Annotated in this window: 16 protein-coding genes; 11 read left to right on the top strand and 5 right to left on the bottom strand. The window is 40.1% G+C overall.

Annotation, left to right across the window (positions count from 1 at the left end; genetic code table 11):
- The first annotated feature begins 137 nt into the window (after positions 1-137).
- The 3 genes from NYF15_RS13115 to NYF15_RS13125 all read left to right on the top strand — a co-directional run bounded on the left by NYF15_RS13115 (position 138) and on the right by NYF15_RS13125 (position 2,032).
- Positions 138-1,214 carry a hypothetical protein gene (locus NYF15_RS13115; RefSeq protein WP_062569803.1) on the top strand — a complete coding sequence of 359 codons (1,077 nt, stop codon included), beginning with the start codon at positions 138-140 and terminating at the stop codon, positions 1,212-1,214.
- Positions 1,214-1,561, top strand: a complete 348-nt coding sequence (locus tag NYF15_RS13120) for a hypothetical protein (RefSeq protein ID WP_130150535.1) — start codon at positions 1,214-1,216, stop codon at positions 1,559-1,561. Before NYF15_RS13115 ends, NYF15_RS13120 begins: the two co-directional genes overlap by 1 nt.
- Before the next feature lie 123 nt (positions 1,562-1,684).
- A complete protein-coding gene (locus tag NYF15_RS13125; RefSeq protein ID WP_371353794.1) occupies positions 1,685-2,032 on the top strand; it encodes a hypothetical protein in 348 nt (115 codons plus the stop codon).
- A gap of 88 nt (positions 2,033-2,120) precedes the next feature.
- On the opposite strand, the gene NYF15_RS13130 is transcribed toward NYF15_RS13125, so the two are convergent.
- Positions 2,121-4,127 carry a spermidine synthase gene (locus tag NYF15_RS13130; protein ID WP_371353795.1) on the bottom strand — a complete coding sequence of 669 codons (2,007 nt, stop codon included), beginning with the start codon at positions 4,125-4,127 and terminating at the stop codon, positions 2,121-2,123.
- A 130-nt stretch (positions 4,128-4,257) separates the two neighbouring features.
- On the opposite strand from NYF15_RS13130, the gene NYF15_RS13135 reads away from it, so the two are divergent.
- Entirely contained in the window at positions 4,258-6,261 is a 2,004-nt protein-coding gene (locus tag NYF15_RS13135) for a winged helix-turn-helix domain-containing protein (RefSeq protein ID WP_371353796.1), read from the top strand.
- A gap of 14 nt (positions 6,262-6,275) precedes the next feature.
- On the opposite strand, the gene NYF15_RS13140 is transcribed toward NYF15_RS13135, so the two are convergent.
- The gene (locus tag NYF15_RS13140) at positions 6,276-7,115 is read right to left on the bottom strand and encodes a LysR family transcriptional regulator (protein ID WP_371353797.1); all 840 of its coding nucleotides are present in this window, start codon (positions 7,113-7,115) and stop codon (positions 6,276-6,278) included.
- A 101-nt stretch (positions 7,116-7,216) separates the two neighbouring features.
- On the opposite strand from NYF15_RS13140, the gene NYF15_RS13145 reads away from it, so the two are divergent.
- From NYF15_RS13145 to NYF15_RS13170, 6 genes are all read left to right on the top strand, one after another.
- Positions 7,217-7,867 carry a glutathione S-transferase family protein gene (locus NYF15_RS13145; RefSeq protein WP_130150540.1) on the top strand — a complete coding sequence of 217 codons (651 nt, stop codon included), beginning with the start codon at positions 7,217-7,219 and terminating at the stop codon, positions 7,865-7,867.
- A 204-nt stretch (positions 7,868-8,071) separates the two neighbouring features.
- Positions 8,072-11,248 (top strand): HD domain-containing phosphohydrolase, encoded by a 3,177-nt coding sequence (locus tag NYF15_RS13150; protein WP_371353798.1) that lies wholly within the window; start codon positions 8,072-8,074, stop codon positions 11,246-11,248.
- Between the two features lie 87 nt (positions 11,249-11,335).
- On the top strand, positions 11,336-11,905 hold the full coding sequence (locus tag NYF15_RS13155) for an elongation factor P hydroxylase (RefSeq protein WP_371353799.1): 570 nt from the start codon (positions 11,336-11,338) through the stop codon (positions 11,903-11,905).
- Positions 11,895-13,037, top strand: coding sequence for an ATP-NAD kinase family protein (locus NYF15_RS13160; protein WP_371353800.1), 1,143 nt, complete (start codon positions 11,895-11,897; stop codon positions 13,035-13,037). Before NYF15_RS13155 ends, NYF15_RS13160 begins: the two co-directional genes overlap by 11 nt.
- A gap of 2 nt (positions 13,038-13,039) precedes the next feature.
- Positions 13,040-13,315, top strand: coding sequence for a YfcL family protein (locus NYF15_RS13165; RefSeq protein ID WP_062569812.1), 276 nt, complete (start codon positions 13,040-13,042; stop codon positions 13,313-13,315).
- A gap of 149 nt (positions 13,316-13,464) precedes the next feature.
- Positions 13,465-15,024, top strand: a complete 1,560-nt coding sequence (locus tag NYF15_RS13170) for an AbgT family transporter (RefSeq protein WP_371353801.1) — start codon at positions 13,465-13,467, stop codon at positions 15,022-15,024.
- A gap of 148 nt (positions 15,025-15,172) precedes the next feature.
- On the opposite strand, the gene NYF15_RS13175 is transcribed toward NYF15_RS13170, so the two are convergent.
- The 3 genes from NYF15_RS13175 to NYF15_RS13185 all read right to left on the bottom strand — a co-directional run bounded on the left by NYF15_RS13175 (position 15,173) and on the right by NYF15_RS13185 (position 18,032).
- A complete protein-coding gene (locus tag NYF15_RS13175) occupies positions 15,173-16,984 on the bottom strand; it encodes a DEAD/DEAH box helicase (protein WP_371353802.1) in 1,812 nt (603 codons plus the stop codon).
- 147 nt (positions 16,985-17,131) lie between these two features.
- Positions 17,132-17,395 (bottom strand): GrxA family glutaredoxin, encoded by a 264-nt coding sequence (locus tag NYF15_RS13180; protein WP_062569816.1) that lies wholly within the window; start codon positions 17,393-17,395, stop codon positions 17,132-17,134.
- 118 nt (positions 17,396-17,513) lie between these two features.
- Positions 17,514-18,032 (bottom strand): TlpA family protein disulfide reductase, encoded by a 519-nt coding sequence (locus NYF15_RS13185; RefSeq protein ID WP_371353803.1) that lies wholly within the window; start codon positions 18,030-18,032, stop codon positions 17,514-17,516.
- Positions 18,033-18,301: 269 nt separating this feature from the next.
- Here NYF15_RS13185 and NYF15_RS13190 point away from each other — a divergent pair, with 269 nt between their 5' ends.
- The gene (locus NYF15_RS13190) at positions 18,302-18,748 is read left to right on the top strand and encodes an Hsp20 family protein (protein ID WP_237118196.1); all 447 of its coding nucleotides are present in this window, start codon (positions 18,302-18,304) and stop codon (positions 18,746-18,748) included.
- Positions 18,749-18,773 lie beyond the last annotated feature (25 nt).

Here is an 18,773-nt window from a genome sequence, read left to right on the forward strand (position 1 = left end):
TGTGCTTTATCTTTATATAAACCAATTTATTAACATGGCAATTAATGCAAAAATTTTTTTCATTGCGGGTTTATTGAACTGTTCATTTGCATTAGAATCATCACAATTTAGGGACTAATTTTAAAAAGGATATTTTTATGTCAGAACAATTCAACTTGTGTTTTAGCACACAAAGCCGTGCTGCATTACCCATCGATATTAGTAATAAAGAAGCTTATAAACAGTTTCGAAAAGATAATCCCCATATTTTTGGTTCTTTTATACCTGCAGGTACCCCTTTTATTTTGAGTGAACCAGGTTCAAAAAGTGTTAAAAATTTACGTGCTAATCGTCCAGACCTTGCATGTGCTCTGGACAGTGTTAATAGCTGGTCTCAGTCGACTAAGCGCAATATCACTAAAATGGCTAATGATTTCGGTAGCGATAATACATTTGCAATCGCAGAGTTATACGAAAAAGAACTCCAGCCTTACCTCAAAGAGATGGCGGATATAATGAGCTATAAGGTTGACTCTATTGCTGCTTCGGGGGCCGCTGCAACTGCTATCAACTCGAAAGAAGCTAGGTTAAGCAATTTTGGTAAAGCGTTATTTAAATATCAGAAGAGCTTAATGGCAATTAGAGCTGCAGCTAAAAATAAAGCGCCTAAGCATGAACTTGTTAAACTAGGTTATAAAGCAAAAGCAGCCCATTTAGAAGTGAACGAAAGATTTACTCGAGAGCTTAGCGCTATTGCAAATCGAGTGAAGAGCGGCAGTAGAGGGAATATTTGGTCTAACCCTCAACGCGGTATCAATATAGCCAAAAGTGCTCGAAATGCTGCACCTATACAAGTTACATCGCTATCAGGTATTCGTAGCCTGCGTTCTTTAGAAGTTGGTTCATCAGTACTTGGTAATGGCTTAATTGCTTTAGATGCAGCGGTACGAGCAGATAAGATATATGGTGATTATAAATCAGGGGCAGATTGGCACAGAACTTTGGCTGTGGAAACGACAGGTTTCGGCTTAGGAACTGCATCGGGTCTTGCAGCAGGAGGTGCAGTTGTTAAGCTTGGAGCGGGTTTAGCTATTGCTGCCGGTCCTGTAGGCTGGGTGATACTTATTGGTGTAGGGCTAGCAGCAGGTTATGTTGCAGCTAAAGTTGGTGACTATTCTGGTCAATCGGCTGCCGGTATGCTTTATGATAAAAGTTCAAATATGAGTTTCTTTTAATGGAAATAAAAAGTGTTTTTGAAGTTTTAAATGTAATTTTTGTATTAGGCTTTCTCATTTCGGGATTTTGTTTTACGCGCTTAACCATTCGTCATCTTGACAAAAAAATTAAAGAGGAAGGTGAAGGAACACCGTCATGGGATAGGGGCGGGATGGGTCTTAGAGTAGGTATGTATGCGGTCACACTGATAAAGAATAAGTCAGATAAAGCATCTCTTACAGAGGATGAGATCATTCTACGTCATGCAAGGCCTATCGACCGTGTTCTAGCTTTTTCTATGAGTATAAGTTTAGTGGCTATATTTATATTATGGCCTTTAGGGAAATGGCTGGGCTATTTAGTTTAGTATTTGTTTTGGTTAACTTCAGCATTTAGGCATGGAGCTAGATTTAATACATGCAGTTTTTAGTAATGAGCCAACTAACTACAAGTAACTGTATTATAAAAGTTCAAATATGAGTTTCTTTTAATGGAAATGAAAAGTGTTTTTGAAGTGTTGAATGTAATTTTTTTAGTTAGTTTCTTAATTTCAGGGTTACTTTTTACACGGCTCACAATCCGCCGATTAGATAGAAAAGTGAAAGAGGAAGGAAGCGGAACGCCAAGTTGGGACCGTGGTGGAATGGGTCTTAGAGTTGGTATGTATGCAGGAATATTAGTTCGAGGTAAAAAAGGAAAAACCCCTCTAGCAAATGAAGATATCATTTTACGCCATGCAAGACCAATAGACCGTTTTCTGGCATATTTTATGGATATCAGCCTAATTGGTATGATTCTTCTAGGTATAACGGGATTGTGTTTGGGATACTTTGACTAGCAATAACTTAAAGTGGCTTAGTGTTTAGAAATTAATGCAATTAAATGAGCGCGATGATTAAAAAAATCATCACGCTTTTTTATGCCTGTTAGAATTTTAATAAGGGGAGTAGGCTGTGTTTGCTATCAGTCCACATTGCCAGCTCGCTATGTGGGTAGCGTTTAATGGGCGACAAATCACTGATAGATACACGATTTAAAAAAGCCTGATTGTCAGTTAGCACCACCCAGTCTGAGCCTATGTCTGATGGGCTATGGCCTTGATAGCTAAACTTTAACATAGCCTTATTAAAGTGTTGGCTATGTGCCTGTAATACTGGCAATAAGTCAATATGGTTATTTGAGATATGCACAATTAATACGCCATTTTCATTGAGTCTTTGCCAATAAAGCGATATTGCTTCTTGGGTTAGCAAATGCGCAGGAATTACATCACTTGAAAATGCATCAATAATTAATACGTCAAATATTTCGCTCGCATTATTTTTTAGCGCTATACGGCCATCTCCCAAGGTCACTTTGAGCTTAGCTTCACTGTTTTCTAAGTAAGAGAAATAACGCTTTGCCATCTCGACCACAGCAGGGTTTAACTCAAAAAAGTGAATACTATCCTGCTGGTCTGCAAACCGAGCTAAAACGCCTGCACCCAAACCAATCACGCCAATGTTTAGTGCGCTGTGTTGCTTTAGTATGGCAAGTGATTTAGCGACACCAGTATGTTGGTGGTAGTAACTTTGCCCAAACTGTTGGTTTGCGTTTAATGGTTCAGAGTCATGAATCGTGGTGCCGTCAATTAAGCGCCTTTCTTTTATTGATTGAGTGTTTATATCTTTAACCGCTAAATAGCCATAAAAGTTGCGGCTAGTGGCAACGTTATATTGGTTAAAGTTTACCGCTAAAAAACAATAACATGCTAACCAAGTAACTGAGTTGATTGCGAGAGTGAATTTGAGCTGTTTTGTCTTTGTTTTAGCTTTTATTTGGTAATAACACACAAAACTAAAAATAACCGCTAATGTAAGTAAATACTCGTCAATTTGGACGAATAGCAATGGGGCAATGAGCGTACTGAAAAGCGAACCTAACACACCGCCAAGGGCGATATAGAAATAAAAAATCGTAAATTGCTCATTTTCAGGGGCCTTGCTTCTAAGCTCACCGTGGCAAATCATGCAGGCGATAAATAGAATCAGGCTGTAAATTATAAGCTGGGCTAGGGCATTGAATAAGCTGCCAAAATAAAACATCAGCAGGCCTGCAAAAGCCGAAAATATAAACGCATATGCCCACTTATGACGCTGATAATTTGCTTTGTTGGCAAACGTGTAACTAAAGGTGAGCAAGTAAATTACAAAGGGCAGTGACCAAAGTAATGGCATGGGTGGAATATTAGTGCTGATCATATGCGTGGTAGATACCAACATGGCTGAGCTTAAGGCACTGAGTAACAGCCATTGACCTTTACCTTTTAATACCGTGATATGCCTAGTTTGAATAGGCGCTCTTGATATGTCGGGTGTTTTTTTTAGTAAAAATATTACAAGAAGTGTTAATAACAAGCAGTAGCTGATAAGTCCAAATAGCCAGTAGGTAGTTTGCTGCTCTAAAGAAAATAGTAATTCATAAACGAGCGGGTAGCTCATTAACGCCAGTAAAGAACCCAAGTTTGAGATGGAATACCAATGGTAAGGCACTTGTGCTGAAGCAGTTTGCACATACCACCTTTGTAAAAGTATGCTGGTGGCGCTCAGTAGAATAAATATTGGACCAATTTCTATAAATAAATTAACAAACACCGCAAGCGTAGGCGGCCACTTTGTGAGATTTGGGGCTGCAAATTTTGTCACAACAATGAGTGTGGCACAGGTGACTAAAACTATATGGGTGACTACCTGCAACTTAATATGAAAGCGACCCATGTTATGCGCATAGAAATAGCCAATAAGTAACATGACTTGATAAAACACTAAACTTGCTGACCAAATAGAGGCACCACCACCAAATTGCGGTAGAAGTTGCTTTGAAAGCATCGGCTGAATTTGAAAAATTAAAAAAGCACTGATGAAAATAGTGAGCGTTGATAAATATTTATACATTGTTTTTATTACCTATTTTGACATAACAAAAACAATCTAATAGGCAGAGCAAAGTGACAATGGAGTAACCCTTGAGTTTCTCTTAAGAAAACCTTAATCTTTGATTCGTAAATATTTATTGGAGAAGTAAGTGGCGCGTTATCGAATCGGCAAATTTGCAATTGATGAGAGTCGATGTTTAATTTCATCGCAAGATTATGAGCAAATAGTCGAGCCAAAGGTCATGGATGTATTACATACTCTTTATTTAAATAAGGGGGAAGTGGTAAGCCAAGAAGTAATCTTTGCAAAAGTATGGCCTAATGCTACCTACAACCCAAGTTCAGTACAGCGTTGTATCGCATTGCTACGAAAAGCACTCCAAGAAGATGCCAAAAATCCACAGTTTATAATTACACACCCTAAGCGCGGTTATAGCCTTGAAAAAGTAACTGAGGGGCAAGCAAAAACATTAAAAGCGCAATTTTTGCCGTTGTTAGTTGTTCTGCTAATTAGTTTTGTTGTTATTGCTTGGCAGCTAATACCTCAACAAAAAGTAAATGCTCACTTTAACCTGTTAATGCCACTCACTTCGAGTGAATTAAATGAAGCTAACTTATCACTTTCACATAGTGGTAAGTACCTCGCTTTTGTGCGAGGCGATAAAGAGAGCCAACATATTTGGATTAAAGAGCTCTTAACAGAGCGAGAGGTGAGGCTGACTGAAGATGCCGCAAGCTACTACGCGTTGGGGTGGTCTACCTCCGATAATGCGATCGCGTTTGTAAAAACCGTAGACCAAACACAATCACTCAACACCTTAAGCATAGATTTATCAAAATTTCTGCCATTAGAGCAAACTACTGTGAGTGTTTTTAATGACAGCGTATTAACCAGTCACCAAATAGATTGGGGGGCTGATAAGCGACTCTATTACATAGAAAAAGAGAAACAAAACAACGATACTCGACTTGTCTCACTGGATTTAAACACTAAACAAAAGACACGCTTAGTAACAGCAGCACAACAAGATTGGTTACTTGTGAGTGCGTTATCTAAAGATGGTAGTAAAATCGCATTAGGCATTGAAGCAGGGCAAAACAAATACCGTATTGATGTACTTGACCTTACCAATAGAAAATTACAAACCATTACTATCATAGAAGATGGTATTCAAGGCTTAAGCTGGCACCCAAATAATCAAGCGTTATTAATTAGTCAACGCAATCAGCTTATTCACTTAGACCTTGGTGGTGAGCTACAGCTAATTCCATTTAATAATTATCAAATAATTCGTGATGCACAGTACACATCAAACGCTGAAGCTATTTTGATGGAGTTAGTAAATGTTGATGTGGATATTGTCAGCCAAACACGCGCTAAACCAGACACTCTGACCAAACTCGTTGATACCTCATCAATCGACTTTCTTCCCGTGTTTTCGCCAGATTCTACTCAATTTGTATTTGAGTCACATCGTTTTGGATTAAAACAATTATTTTTATACGACAATGGTAAGCAAACACGTATTTTTTCAAACCCTGATAACCATGAGTTATTTGGGATTGTTTGGAGCCAAGACGCTCGACAGGTTTACACTGCAAGTAAAGATACATTATTTAAAATTGATTTAAGCAGTGGCACTTATGAATCAATTCCTCATGGTAATCACTCTTTTTATTTAAGAGAAATGTATCATAATGAAAACGCAATTCTGGTTTCTTATCGCGCAGAGGATGGACAGACATTTCACCCGGCTAAATTTGATTTAACAAGTCTAACTTTGACACCATTCACAGGCTCAGGGAAACGCTTAAGTTGCTATGGTATGGATTTAGATGAGCAAGATCAGATTTATTTTTCGAACAGTAACGAAGTGTTTCGAGTTAATAGGCATGGCGATATAGAGACTGTTTGGCAAGCAGCTAACAATGACATCATTGGTATATCTGTGAGTAACCAGCAATTAGCCGTTACCATGGAGTATGCTGATAAAGTCAGCTTTCAGCGTATTGATTTAGTAACTGCCAAAACTGAACGTTGGCAATTAGCCCAACCTAAGCAACATATGCTGATCAACAGTGCTCATGATTTAAGTGAGTTTTTATATCTTACAGAACCAATTAGAACTCGCAAATTGGTTAAACTCCAGTAGTTTATTATGCTTATTTATTCCCTAATCAACTCCACAATCTGTTTTAACTGTTCATGGCGAACAGGGTTGTGGGCATGATTACCATACAGTAGCACAATATCAACCATAGGAAGGGTTGGCAGCGAGCCATCGCTGATTTCTTCCACACTCGCTTGCATGCTTATTCGCGCCATACTCCCAATGGCATGGCCTTGTTCAATTAGGCCATGTAACGCACCCACAGAGCCACAGCAGGCAACAATATTAAAACGACGCTCGGCTTTTAACAGACCCTCAATACTGGCTTGGTGAAACTTACAGTCTCGTTGAAACAAGGCAATTGGAAGTGGTGTTGAATCGTTAATCTCAAAAGCAGGGCTTTTCACCCACACGCCTTGGCTTGATTGTAATAAGTAACCTTCTTCGCTGTCAGGTGAGCGAGTGGCAATTACTAAATCCAGCATGCCTTGGTCGAGCTTGGCTCTAAGCTCAGTGCTTGGGGCGCAGCTTATTTGTAAATCCAGCGCATTAAACTGTTGGTGTAAGGCATCAACAAGCTCAGGTAGTAAAGAGTGGGCATAATCGTCAGGGCAGCCAATGCGCACACGTAAATTGCCAGTGCCTGCTTTTAATTGCTTAAACGCCTCATCATGAAGTGTGATCAGTTGCTTTGCATAACTTGCAAGCTGGTGGCCTTGCTGGGTTAGCACCAGTTGGCGCCCTTGCTTTTCAAAGAGTGGACTTGCTAACTCTTGTTCAAGCTTTTTCATCTGCATGCTTACCGCAGATTGAGTTCTACAAATTTGTGCTGCGGCGCGGGTGAAACTTCCCGTATCAACAAAGGCGCAAAAAGTTCTGAGGGCATCAATATCCATTATGTATCAACTTTTCTTATGGGTTGTATAAAAACTATTGGCGAGTAATTAACCGCTCGCTACTTTATAGTGAACTTAATCTACTCGTTAAAGGACGTATAATGCAATTATTTATTGGCAATAAAAACTACTCAACCTGGTCATTGCGGGCATGGTATTTACTGAGTAAATTCAATGTTTCATTTGCAGAGAAGCAACTAGTCTTAGATACCCCTGAATTTTATGAAGTGCTAAAAACGAAGTTTCCAGTGCAAAAAGTGCCTGCCCTTATAGATAGTGATTTAATTGTGTGGGATTCACTCGCTATTTGTGAATACATCAATGATGCTTATCTAAATGGTGCTGCTTGGCCTAGTGACATAGCCCAAAGAGCAAAAGCGCGGAGCTTAGCCGCCGAGATGCACTCTGGTTTTGTTGCACTTCGTAATGAAATGCCTATGAATATTCGTGCTAAAAGGCATGTTGAGTTATCAGACCAAGCTAAAAAAGACATTGCGCGCATGGATGAGATATTTTCGGCTCAGCAGCAAAGTTACCCTAATGCTTGGTTATTTGGTGATTTTTCTATTGTTGATGCGATGTTCGCACCTGTGGTGCTGCGCTTTAAAACGTACCAGATTGAGCTTTCGAGTGCAGCACAAGCTTATTGCCAGCATGTACTTGCGTGCCCAATCTTGCAAACATGGATTGCTAAGGCATTAGCAGAAACAGATATTGTTGAATGTGATGAGGCTGGCGAGGAGCTTATTTAATTAAACTGAAAAGTAGTTACCTATATTTTGTTATTGCCCTGCTATTTAAATGAACTAATTAATAGCCCTACTGAAAGACTGTATTGATTTTTTGCTGTGAACATAAATTTTGTAGCTTTCTATTTGTAATACTTAATCATTGGTGTATAAAAGATATACAAGTTAATAATAATTACGAATTTAGCATAGCAGGGAGTTGCATAGGTGCTGGTAGCTGCTTTTTATAAATTAAAAGAAAAAATCCGTTTCTCTATTCGTTTAACTGTTGTGGCTGTATTTGTGCTTGCAACCTCACTTACAGCAATTATTGCAATCAGTTTGCAATACTATTTCAGCGAAAAAATGGCATTAGAGGCGAGTGTAAAACACTTCAATTTAACCACAGACTCAGTGGCAGGTTATCTCACAAGGATTAATGAAAAGTCCGAAAACACGTTAAGTGTAATGATTCAAAATAGCACCCTTGTTACATCGAATAAAATCGACAAAAGTGAATTACGAAATGTAATGAGTGAAATAATGCAGCTAAATCCTCAATTTTATGCCATGTATGTTGGTTATGAGAATGGAGATTTTTATGAGCTTATTAATTTAGAAAGTAGCAATATCGTTCGTCAGCAGCTCCAAGCGATAGAAGCAGATCGTTGGGTAGTGATACACATTGCAGGGGAGGGAGAAGCGCGAACCCACCAAACTCATTACCTTGATGAACAATTTAATTTGCGTATTTCACAAAGTAAAGCAACTAATTATGACCCCCGTGAACGGATCTGGTTTAAAAACGCGAATTCAACCCATGTCAGTAAAACGAAGCCTTATTTTTTCACACATTTGCAAGCGCCTGGGCAAACCTATTCTATAAAATCAGCGGATCAAAAAAGTGTATTAGCACTTGATGTGAGTTTGTCGAGTATTTCGGAATACTTGGCTCGTCAGCAAAAAAAGATTAGCAACAAGTACTTAACCGAGTTATATATTTACAATAAAGAAGGGGAAATTATAGCCTCTAACCAGCAAAAAAATAACCTTCAGTTACCCACATTAACACAGCTTACGTTAAGCGAATACCAACAAGCTGTGTTGAATAAATACCCCTACCTAACGGTATCAAACGAGACGAATTGGCCACCACTTGATTTTAGTGTTGGAGGGACGCCCAAAGGCTATAGCATTGATTATATAAATGGGATTGCCGAGATGCTGGGCTTAAAAGTCACATATATCAATGGTTACGCATGGTCAGAATTTTTACAGCAATTTGCCAATAATGAGATTGATATTATTCAGCCTATCTTCAAAACACCAACTAATGAACCGCTGGGGTTGATGAGTGAGCCAATAACAACCTTGCCATTTAGTATCATAACTAAAGAGGGGGAGCTACCCATTTTAACTATGAAACAGTTAGCGGGTATGAAGTTAGCGATAGGTGAAGGGTGGTCGGTGATAGAGGTCATAAAAAAACACTTTCCAGATATTGAAATTATTGAACTTGCAAGCACCAAAGCCGTGTTAGATGCAGTTAGCCAAGGAAAGGTTTTTGCAGGGCTCGATAACGAAGCCGTGTTTAAATACACGCAAAAGCAATTTTTTATTAAAGGCATTCAATACAACCATTTGGATGCTTTTAGCCATGATTTATTACCCGATACATTGCACCTATTATTTCACCCTGAAGATGCCGAGCTTAAAGGTTTAATCGATTTGGCAATTAAACGGTTACCTACTGAGTACTTAACAGCTTTACAAAATAAGTGGTTGTCAAATGAGTTGCATGTTACTTCAAAGGTTGTAGGAACAGTACCTTACCCAGAGCTTTTGACGCTACTTGAGCAGAGTGATCAGTTTTCCAAACTTAGGCTTATGACATTAAATGGCATTGAAAAATATGTTTATATAACCCCTTTATCTGCCAATAACGAAGATGGTGACTTTTTGGCAATTGCGGTACCTAAAGAGGGAGTGCTTAGTTCTACACATGAGAAAATTAAGCTTTCTACTTTAATTACAGCCGCTTGTTTAATTATGGTGCTACCTGTTTCGTGGTTTTTTGCTTCACCGATTGTCGGGCCAATTAAAACACTGGAAGGTGAGAACTTAAAAATAAAAAAACGCCAGTTTGATCAAGTCTCTACTTTAAAAAGTAACATTAAAGAAATTCATAATTTGGCGTCTTCGATGGTCGAAATGAGCCAATCAATTCAACAACATGAACAAAATCAAAAAGCGTTAATGGAATCATTTATCGAGTTAATAGCGCAAGCTATCGACGATAAGTCCCCGTATACCGCCGGTCACTGTGAGCGGGTTCCTGAACTTGGAATCATGCTTGCGAAGGCTGCGTCAAGTTCAAATGAGCAAGCATTTAAAGACTTTGAATTTAAAAACGATGATGAGTTTAGAGAATTTAGTCTAGCAGCTTGGCTTCATGACTGCGGAAAAATTACCACGCCAGAGCATATTGTCGATAAAGGAACAAAGCTCGAAACTATCTATAACCGGATTCATGAAATAAGAACCCGCTTTGAAGTGTTATGGCGAGATGCTGAAATTGACTATTTACAAGCTGCACGCCGAGCGCCAGAAAAAGAAGGGGATTTAAAGTCACAACTGAAAGAGAAACACACTCAGTTACGAAAAGATTTTTCATTCATAGCATCCTGTAATGTAGGTGGTGAGTTTATGGATGAAGCGAGCCTTGAGCGGTTGGAGAAGTTAAGCAATATCACATGGCAGCGGTATTTTGATGACAAAATAGGGTTGTCACCGGTGGAGGAGATTCGTCATAGTAATGCTGATGAACAACTCCCTGCAACAGAGAAACTATTAAGTGATAAAGCAGAGCACCTAATACCCCATGATAAGCCAATAGAATACGATGAGCGCTTAGGTATTAAAGTGACGATTCCTGAATACAAATACAACCTAGGTGAATTGTATAATTTAAAAATTACACGTGGCACGCTAACAACAGAAGACCGCTTTAAAATTAATGAACATATTATAAGTACCATTCGAATGCTTGATAATGTACCGTTTCCCGATGAGCTGGCTAGAGTACCTCGTTACGCATCAACTCACCATGAGACATTAATTGGCACAGGGTATCCGCGTAAATTAACTGCTGATAACTTATCTATTCCAGAGCGTGTGTTGGTTCTTGCTGATATTTTTGAAGCGCTTACAGCCGCAGATCGGCCTTATAAAAAAGCCAAACCTTTGAGTGTTGCAATTGATATATTGGCGAAAATGGTGGATGAGCAACATGTAGATCGTGATGTTTTCACACTGTTTTTACGCTCCGGAATTTACTTGAGCTATGCAAAACGGTACTTGAACCCTGCACAAATTGATGAGGTCGATCTAACAAAGTACCTATAGCTTTTACTTTGAACCTAAAAGTCCGTACAATTCGGCTCGTTTTTAGCGCGTTATTTTAACCCTTTTGACGAGACGAATTCAGCCTGTATGCACCATATTGCCGATTTAATCGCTATTTTTGAAAACACCTTTTATCAAAGCTATAACACGCGTTTGATAAAGGGCGAAGATGAACCTATTTACCTGCCTGCTGATCAGCAAACACCTTATCACCAAATCGTGTTTGCTCATGGTTTTTATGCTAGTGCCTTACACGAAATAGCCCATTGGCTGGTGGCCGGTGAAGCTCGACGATTAAAAGAAGATTATGGTTATTGGTATTGCCCTGACGGTCGTGATAAACAGCAGCAAGCTGAATTTGAAGCGGTTGAAGTAAAACCTCAAGCTATTGAATGGGCGCTAAGTGTGGCTGCGGGGTTTGATTTTAATGTCTCTGTTGATAATTTAAATGGTGAGCAAACCTGCCGATTTGATTTTCAAGCGCGGGTTCACCAGCAAGTGTTAAGCTTTTTAGCATCTGCCTTTAATCAGCGCACGACAGCGCTACTCAAAGCATTGAGTGATTTCTATAAAACCCCATGGCCATTAACGGCTGCACAGTTTACGTGGCAGCGTGATTTTCATGGCAACCAAGGAGCTTTATCTAATGCAGTTTAAATTAGGTTTGATTGTTAACCCTGTTGCCGGCTTAGGGGGCAGTGTGGCACTGAAGGGCAGTGATGGGGCAGATACGGCAGCAAAAGCGATACAACTCGGTGCAGAGCCCAAAGCTAATTTACGCACCCGTGCAGCCCTTGAAGTTCTTCTAACTCATCAAGATGCACTCACTATTTACACTGTAAACGGTGAAATGGGCGAGCAAACGGCAAGTCAGCTAGGCTTTAACACTCAAGTGGTTTATCAAACAAAAGATATCACAACACCCGATGATACTGAGCAGGCAGCCAAGTTATTAGTTGAGCAAGGTGTCGACCTTATTTTATTCGCAGGGGGCGATGGTACGGCCCGCAATATTTGTCATGCGGTTGGCGATAGCACGCCTGTGTTAGGTATTCCAGCTGGCTGTAAAATCCATTCTGGGGTTTATGCTATTACCCCAAAAGCAGCTGGGCGTGTTGTTGAGATGCTCGTTAAAGGTGAACTTGTTAGCCTTGGTGATGCAGATGTGATGGATATCGACGAAGAGGCATTTCGTGAAGGCACGGTAAAAGCTAAGCGCTATGGTGAAATGCAAGTGCCTAGTGAAGTGCGTTATGTACAAGCGGTTAAAAATGGCGGCAAAGAAACTGATGAATTAGTACTTGCTGATATTGCTGCTTATGTTGTCAGCGAAATGGATGAAGACTGCTTATATGTGATGGGTAGTGGTTCTACAGTTGCGGCAATTATGGAAGAGATGGGCCTTGAGAATACCTTGCTAGGAGTTGACTTAGTGGCAGACCAAGAACTTGTTGCTAAGGACTTAACTGCCCAGCAATTACTTGAGCTTACACAAGGGAGAGCAACCAAGTTGGTGATCACCTTAATTGGTGGACAAGGGCATATTTTTGGCCGTGGCAACCAACAACTAAGCCCTGCACTTATTCGTGCGATTGGTCGCGACAATATTATTGTAGTGGCGACTAAAACTAAATTACAGGCCTTAAATGGCCGACCACTGATTGCCGATACAGGTGATAGTGAATTAGATGATGAACTAAGTGGTTATATTCGTGTAACCACAGGGTTCAATGACCATATTATGTATGCAGTGGGTCATCAAGATGGGCTGCACCCAGAGGAGAAATAACAATGAGTTTAGTAAGTTATATTGATGCAGCGCAGCAATATTTTGATGATTTGGTTGATAAAGCAACCGACGATGAGCTATTTGCTGGTGGTTATTTACGTGGCCACTTTGATTTAGCCGTTGGTTATGCCCAAGTGGAAGAGCTTAATCTGACGACTGAAGAATTAAACAGCCAAGTAGAGTCAAGCCTCGTAAAGGCGTATCGCAATGGTGAGCTTAATGAAGACGATAAAGCATTAGTGGTTCGCCTTTGGGATGAAGTAAAGTCACTGGCTTAGTAAGTGTCTATCAAAAGAATATGAGCGGCTTTTTTGCCGCTTTTTTATATAATCCGTTTACCTAATAAGGGTAATTTTATTAACTTAAAATTTACCTTGTTGTAGAGATACGATAAGGTTAGCAAGACGTTTTTCTAGGGAATAAAAAAATGAATAACAATAATAATGTGCAGGCACAAAGTGGTGCAATCGCACGTTTTTTAAATACAATAGAAAGGGTTGGGAACAAACTTCCTGATCCAGCCATAATCTTCTTAGTGGCTATGCTGCTTATTTGGTTATTGTCATGGCTGTTTTCAGGCATGACATTTGACGCTATTGACCCACGTACTGGTGAAGCTATCGTTGTACATAATCTTTTAGCGGGTGACTCCCTTGCCACCTTCTTATCTTCGATGGTGAAAACCTTCACTGGCTTTGCGCCGCTAGGTGTAGTGCTGGTTGCTATGTTAGGTGTTGGCGTTGCTGAGCACTCAGGCTTTATCAATACCGGCCTTAAATTAATGTTAAAAGTAACCCCTAAGCAGCTTTTAACCCCGTCTATTATTTTAGTGGCGATTGTTAGCCATACCGCAACTGATGCCGGTTATGTGTTAGTGATTCCGCTCGCTGGGGTTATTTTCTATGCGATGGGGCGTCACCCGCTAGCTGGTATTGCTGCCGCGTTTGCTGGGGTAAGTGGTGGCTTTAGCGCGAACTTTATTCCATCAGGTATTGATCCGTTACTGCAAAGCTTTACGCAAAGTGCGGCGCAAATTATTAACCCTGATATGGCGATTAACCCACTTAATAACTGGTTTTTCACCTCAGCTTCAAGCTTATTTATTATCTTACTAGGTTGGTACATCACAGATAAAATCATTGAACCGCGTTTGCAAAATACCCCACTTGATGGTGACACTGAAGACTTACCAGCGTTTGATGAAGCGCGTAGCGATGAAAAACGTGCATTTTATATTGCAAGCTCTGTAATGATTGCAGGTCTTGCTTTACTTTGGTTTGTATCTGCCCCTGCTGATTCTGCTCTACGTAGCCCAGATGGTTCATTAACTAACTTCCGTTCGCCTTTAATGCAATCTATTGTACCGCTCATCTTCTTATTGTTCTGGATCCCAGGTGCAGTATATGGCTTTGTGGTTGGTACGTTTAAAAGCTCAAAAGATATGATAGATGCGATGAGTAAGGCTATGGGTGGTATGGCTTACTATATTGTTATGGCATTTTTCTGTGCGCTATTTATTGCGGCATTTAGTAAATCAAACTTAGGTGCATTACTTGCTATTGAAGGGGCGCAATTACTTAAAGCGATGGCATTACCTAGCTCTGTCACAGTGGTTGGTATTATCTTTTTAACAGCATTTGTAAACTTGTTCGTAGGTTCAAGTTCTGCAAAGTGGGCGTTATTAGGGCCAATCTTTGTACCCATGCTGATGCAGTTAGGAATTTCTCCCGATCTTTCGCAAGCGGCTTATAGGGTAGGTGACTCAAGCTCTAATATCATCACCCCACTGATGCCTTACTTCCCGCTTGTGGTGGTTTACTGCCAAAAGTATGTTAAGGATACTGGTATCGGTACGCTCATTGCTATGATGCTGCCTTATTCAATTGCATTCTTAATCGGTTGGAGCATCTTCTTACTGGCGTATTGGGGCTTAGGCATCCCACTTGGCTTACAGTCGAGTTATGTATACCCAGCCGTCGGCTCATAACGATTAAAGTAACTAAGCCTCAGCAATCCAAGCTGAGGCTTTAAAAAGATCTAAGGTTAATGCCAATCACGGCTTACAGCTTTACTGCAGACACAAAAAAACCTTGTCACTTTCATGACAAGGTTTTTACTTAAAGCTTACTGTTCTATTAGTTAGATGTGAAGCTCACTGGACGGCGCTCTTTACGTGGGCCGCCGCGTTTTTCACCACGATCTTTGTCTTTGAAGCTGCGCTTTTTGTCGCCACGATCACCGCTTGGGCGTTCAGAGCGAGGAGCCGCAGGACCTTGGTCTTGCGTTAGCGTCATATTCATAGGACGTTTACAGATAAATACCTTCTGGAAGTGATCGAGCACATCTTTTGGCATATTCTGCGGTAATTGAACAGTACTGTGACTGTCGTGTAAGCGGATATCACCAATGAATTTACTTGAAATATCAGCTTCGTTAGCAATCGCGCCTACAATGTTCTTAACTTGCACACCGTGCTCACGACCTACTTCGATACGGTAAGTATCCATAGGACCCATGTTACGGCTATTGCGTTCACGCGGCTCACGAGGTTTACGCTCACGTCCTTGACGGTCGCCACGATCACCACGTTCATTGCGACGACGCTCATTACGTTCACCACGCGGTTGAACTTTAACTTCTTCAACTTTGATTGGTGATTGTTGCTGTGCTAAACAAAGTAATGCACCTGCTAAGTCTTCAAAGCTTAGCTCAAGTTTTTCTGCCATATTAGCGGCAACTTGATTAAAGAAAGTGATGTCTTTGTTTTCAAGCGCAATAGTGAGTTTGTCTTGTAGCGCTTTAATACGCTTTTCTTCAACTACTTTTGCTGTTGGTAAATCAACTTGTGCAATTTCAGACTTCGTATGGCGAATGATATTTTTAAGTAAATAACGCTCGTTATGTTTTACGAAAAGAATTGCTTTACCTGTACGACCCGCACGACCAGTACGACCAATACGGTGAACGTAGGCTTCTGAGTCTTGTGGAATATCATAGTTGATTACTAAGCTTAAACGGTCTACATCAAGACCACGTGCTGCAACGTCTGTTGCAATAACAATATCAACTAGACCGTTTTTCAAGCGGTCTACTGTGCGTTCACGTGCTTGTTGGTTCATGTCACCATTAAGTGGTGCCGCAGAGAAACCTTCGCGCTCAAGTAATTCAGCTAATTGTACAGTGTCGTTACGTGTACGTACGAAAACAATTGCACCATCATATTGTTCAGCTTCTAAAAAGCGAACGATAGCTTTGTTTTTATGTACGTGCGCATTCCAAAATACTTGCTCAACCGTTGATACAGTTGAGTTACGCGCAGAAATATGAACTTGCTCAGGCTCATTCATATATTTGCTGCTGATATTTTGGATTTGCTTAGGCATGGTTGCAGAGAAAAGACATGTTTGCTTTTCACGCGGTGTTTTTTCCATGATGTTCTCAACATCATCGATAAAGCCCATGCGTAACATTTCGTCTGCTTCATCAAGAACAAGGGCTTGTAAGCTCTCAAACTTGATTGTACCACGGTTAATGTGGTCGATTAAGCGACCTGGCGTTGCAACAATAATTTGCGCGCCACGACGAAGTGCACTTAATTGGATGCTGTAGCTTTGGCCACCATAAAGGGCTAAAACTTCAACTCCACGAGTATGCTTAGCATATTGTTCGAATGCCTCAGCTACTTGGATCGCAAGTTCACGCGTAGGCGTTAAAACAAGGATCTGTGGCTGTTTCACAGACGGGTCAATATTATTTAGTAACGGCAGTGCAAATGCTGCTGTTTTACCTGTACCCGTTTGCGCTAGTCCCAGTACGTCCTTTCTTTCTAGCAATAACGGTATACATTGAGCTTGGATTTCAGATGGAGTCTTGTAACCCAACTCTTCAACTGCTTTAAGGATTGCAGGAGAAAGATTTAGAGATTCAAACGTGACTGGTTCTGACATTAATACGCCTCAACGAATTTAAAGAGGCGCGCATTGTATAGGAAATACAAGGCAATTGCTTGTATAAATTACAACTAATTTGTATGTGGTTGATGTTGGTCATAATTTAATCAGTTTAAATTTGCCAAAATCAACCATGTTTACAATTTATTGATATAACCCTAAATTTTCTTTAGCGTATGCTTCGAATTCAGTGAAGCCACCAATGTGGGCTTGGTCAATGAAAATCTGTGGTACGGTTGGGCAAGGTTTGCCAGCAGACTGTTCTAAATCAGCTTTGCTGATACCTTCTTTGATTATGTCGATATAACGGTATTTAAAATCGTCACGCTCATTTGCTAGTTTCTCAGCAACGTCTTTAGCACGGACGCAAAAAGGGCAGCCTTCACGGCCAAAAATTACAGTTAACATATCGCTCTCCTCGATGTGAATGTGTTTGTCTGGTTATCATCTTAACGAATTAGATGAATAAAAACAGTGCATAAAATCGATTGTACTGTTCTGTTTTTTCTCTTTATAAATAATTTAACTACTCAAGTGTTCGCAAGCGTAAGCCTAGTTCGGTTGAGTAACCCATAGAACGTGCAGTAATGATCAGTTGCTCATCAATCACATAATAGGTGGGGTAAGCAGACACTTTATAATCTTTACCTGTGTTTCGACTGCCCAGTAGTACCGGCATGGTTAACTGTAATGAGTCAGTAAACTGCTTTATTTCATCAATATTTTGATAATCAAGAGCGATCGCTATCGCATTTAGCTTACCTTGTTGATGGGCTGTTTCTAAATTTGGCATGCTGTAGCGACAAATTGAGCACCAAGGGGCAAAAAAGTACACCACGGTTTGTTTACCTTGTAACTGTGCAATACTGATGCGCTCAGTTGGGTCTTCGAGTGTGGCTAAATTAAAATAAGGTGCGGGTGTTTTATCTGTTGAGAGTAAGTTACGTTGCTGAAATGTCGTCACAACATAAAAAACGACAGCCATCAACACAGCAGTTTTCATCACACTGATAAATTTTTTTAAAAAAGTAGGATTTTTTTTCATTCTCACCTTGTACGTTCTTAGCCTTTTAAAATCAACCTATTCGGACCAGTTTTAGGCTTTTTAAATTTCACTTTTTAGAAAAAACACTAATTTTTTTTACTAAAAAATCTTGAAAAGAATTTACCCGCCCATAAATAGTTTAGTGAGGACGCCTGATGGGTCCCAAACCAACTAAAGTAATTGAAATTTATAATGTTAATTTAACTTTGTTAGCGTTTGTTCAAACGAAGAACACTAACAAAATATCGCTTAAATATGAGGATATAATTATGCGTACAGTAGACTTATCACCACTTTATCGTTCATTCATCGGCTTCGATCATTTAGCATCATTAATGGATGCGGCAGCACGTACCGACAAGCAGCCAAGTTTTCCTCCATACAACATCGAAGCACTCGATAAAGACAAATATCGTATCACTATGGCTGTAGCCGGTTTTAGTGACAGTGAATTGACCATTGAGTCAGAAAACAACACCCTAAAAGTCAGCGGCACTAAAGCTGATAAAGAAGATAATGCGGAGCGTAAATTCATTCATCAAGGCATAGCAGAGCGTAACTTTGAGCGTAAATTCCAATTAGGTGACCACGTCAAAGTGCTGGGTGCAGACCTTGAAAATGGTTTACTCAGTATCGATTTACAACGTGAAATCCCTGAAGCCTTAAAACCACGTAAAATCGAAATCGGTAATGGTAAATTACTCGAAAATAAGTAATACCGACCAGCATTATTTCCCTAGT

This window comes from Pseudoalteromonas sp. 68 DY56-GL68, from assembly GCF_041414825.1.
Classification (GTDB): Bacteria; Pseudomonadota; Gammaproteobacteria; order Enterobacterales; family Alteromonadaceae; genus Pseudoalteromonas.

What these genes read in the sequence shown, in the direction of transcription:
- NYF15_RS13160 (WP_371353800.1), top strand. Translation starts at nt 11,895, where the DNA reads ATGCAGTTTAAATTAGGTTTGATTGTTAACCCTGTTGCCGGCTTAGGG.
- NYF15_RS13140 (WP_371353797.1), bottom strand. Translation starts at nt 7,115, where the DNA reads ATGGATATTGATGCCCTCAGAACTTTTTGCGCCTTTGTTGATACGGGA.
- NYF15_RS13180 (WP_062569816.1), bottom strand. Translation starts at nt 17,395, where the DNA reads ATGTTAACTGTAATTTTTGGCCGTGAAGGCTGCCCTTTTTGCGTCCGT.
- NYF15_RS13175 (WP_371353802.1), bottom strand. Translation starts at nt 16,984, where the DNA reads ATGTCAGAACCAGTCACGTTTGAATCTCTAAATCTTTCTCCTGCAATC.
- NYF15_RS13130 (WP_371353795.1), bottom strand. Translation starts at nt 4,127, where the DNA reads ATGTATAAATATTTATCAACGCTCACTATTTTCATCAGTGCTTTTTTA.
- NYF15_RS13155 (WP_371353799.1), top strand. Translation starts at nt 11,336, where the DNA reads ATGCACCATATTGCCGATTTAATCGCTATTTTTGAAAACACCTTTTAT.
- NYF15_RS13165 (WP_062569812.1), top strand. Translation starts at nt 13,040, where the DNA reads ATGAGTTTAGTAAGTTATATTGATGCAGCGCAGCAATATTTTGATGAT.
- NYF15_RS13120 (WP_130150535.1), top strand. Translation starts at nt 1,214, where the DNA reads ATGGAAATAAAAAGTGTTTTTGAAGTTTTAAATGTAATTTTTGTATTA.
- NYF15_RS13115 (WP_062569803.1), top strand. Translation starts at nt 138, where the DNA reads ATGTCAGAACAATTCAACTTGTGTTTTAGCACACAAAGCCGTGCTGCA.
- NYF15_RS13125 (WP_371353794.1), top strand. Translation starts at nt 1,685, where the DNA reads ATGGAAATGAAAAGTGTTTTTGAAGTGTTGAATGTAATTTTTTTAGTT.
- NYF15_RS13170 (WP_371353801.1), top strand. Translation starts at nt 13,465, where the DNA reads ATGAATAACAATAATAATGTGCAGGCACAAAGTGGTGCAATCGCACGT.
- NYF15_RS13185 (WP_371353803.1), bottom strand. Translation starts at nt 18,032, where the DNA reads ATGAAAAAAAATCCTACTTTTTTAAAAAAATTTATCAGTGTGATGAAA.
- NYF15_RS13145 (WP_130150540.1), top strand. Translation starts at nt 7,217, where the DNA reads ATGCAATTATTTATTGGCAATAAAAACTACTCAACCTGGTCATTGCGG.
- NYF15_RS13190 (WP_237118196.1), top strand. Translation starts at nt 18,302, where the DNA reads ATGCGTACAGTAGACTTATCACCACTTTATCGTTCATTCATCGGCTTC.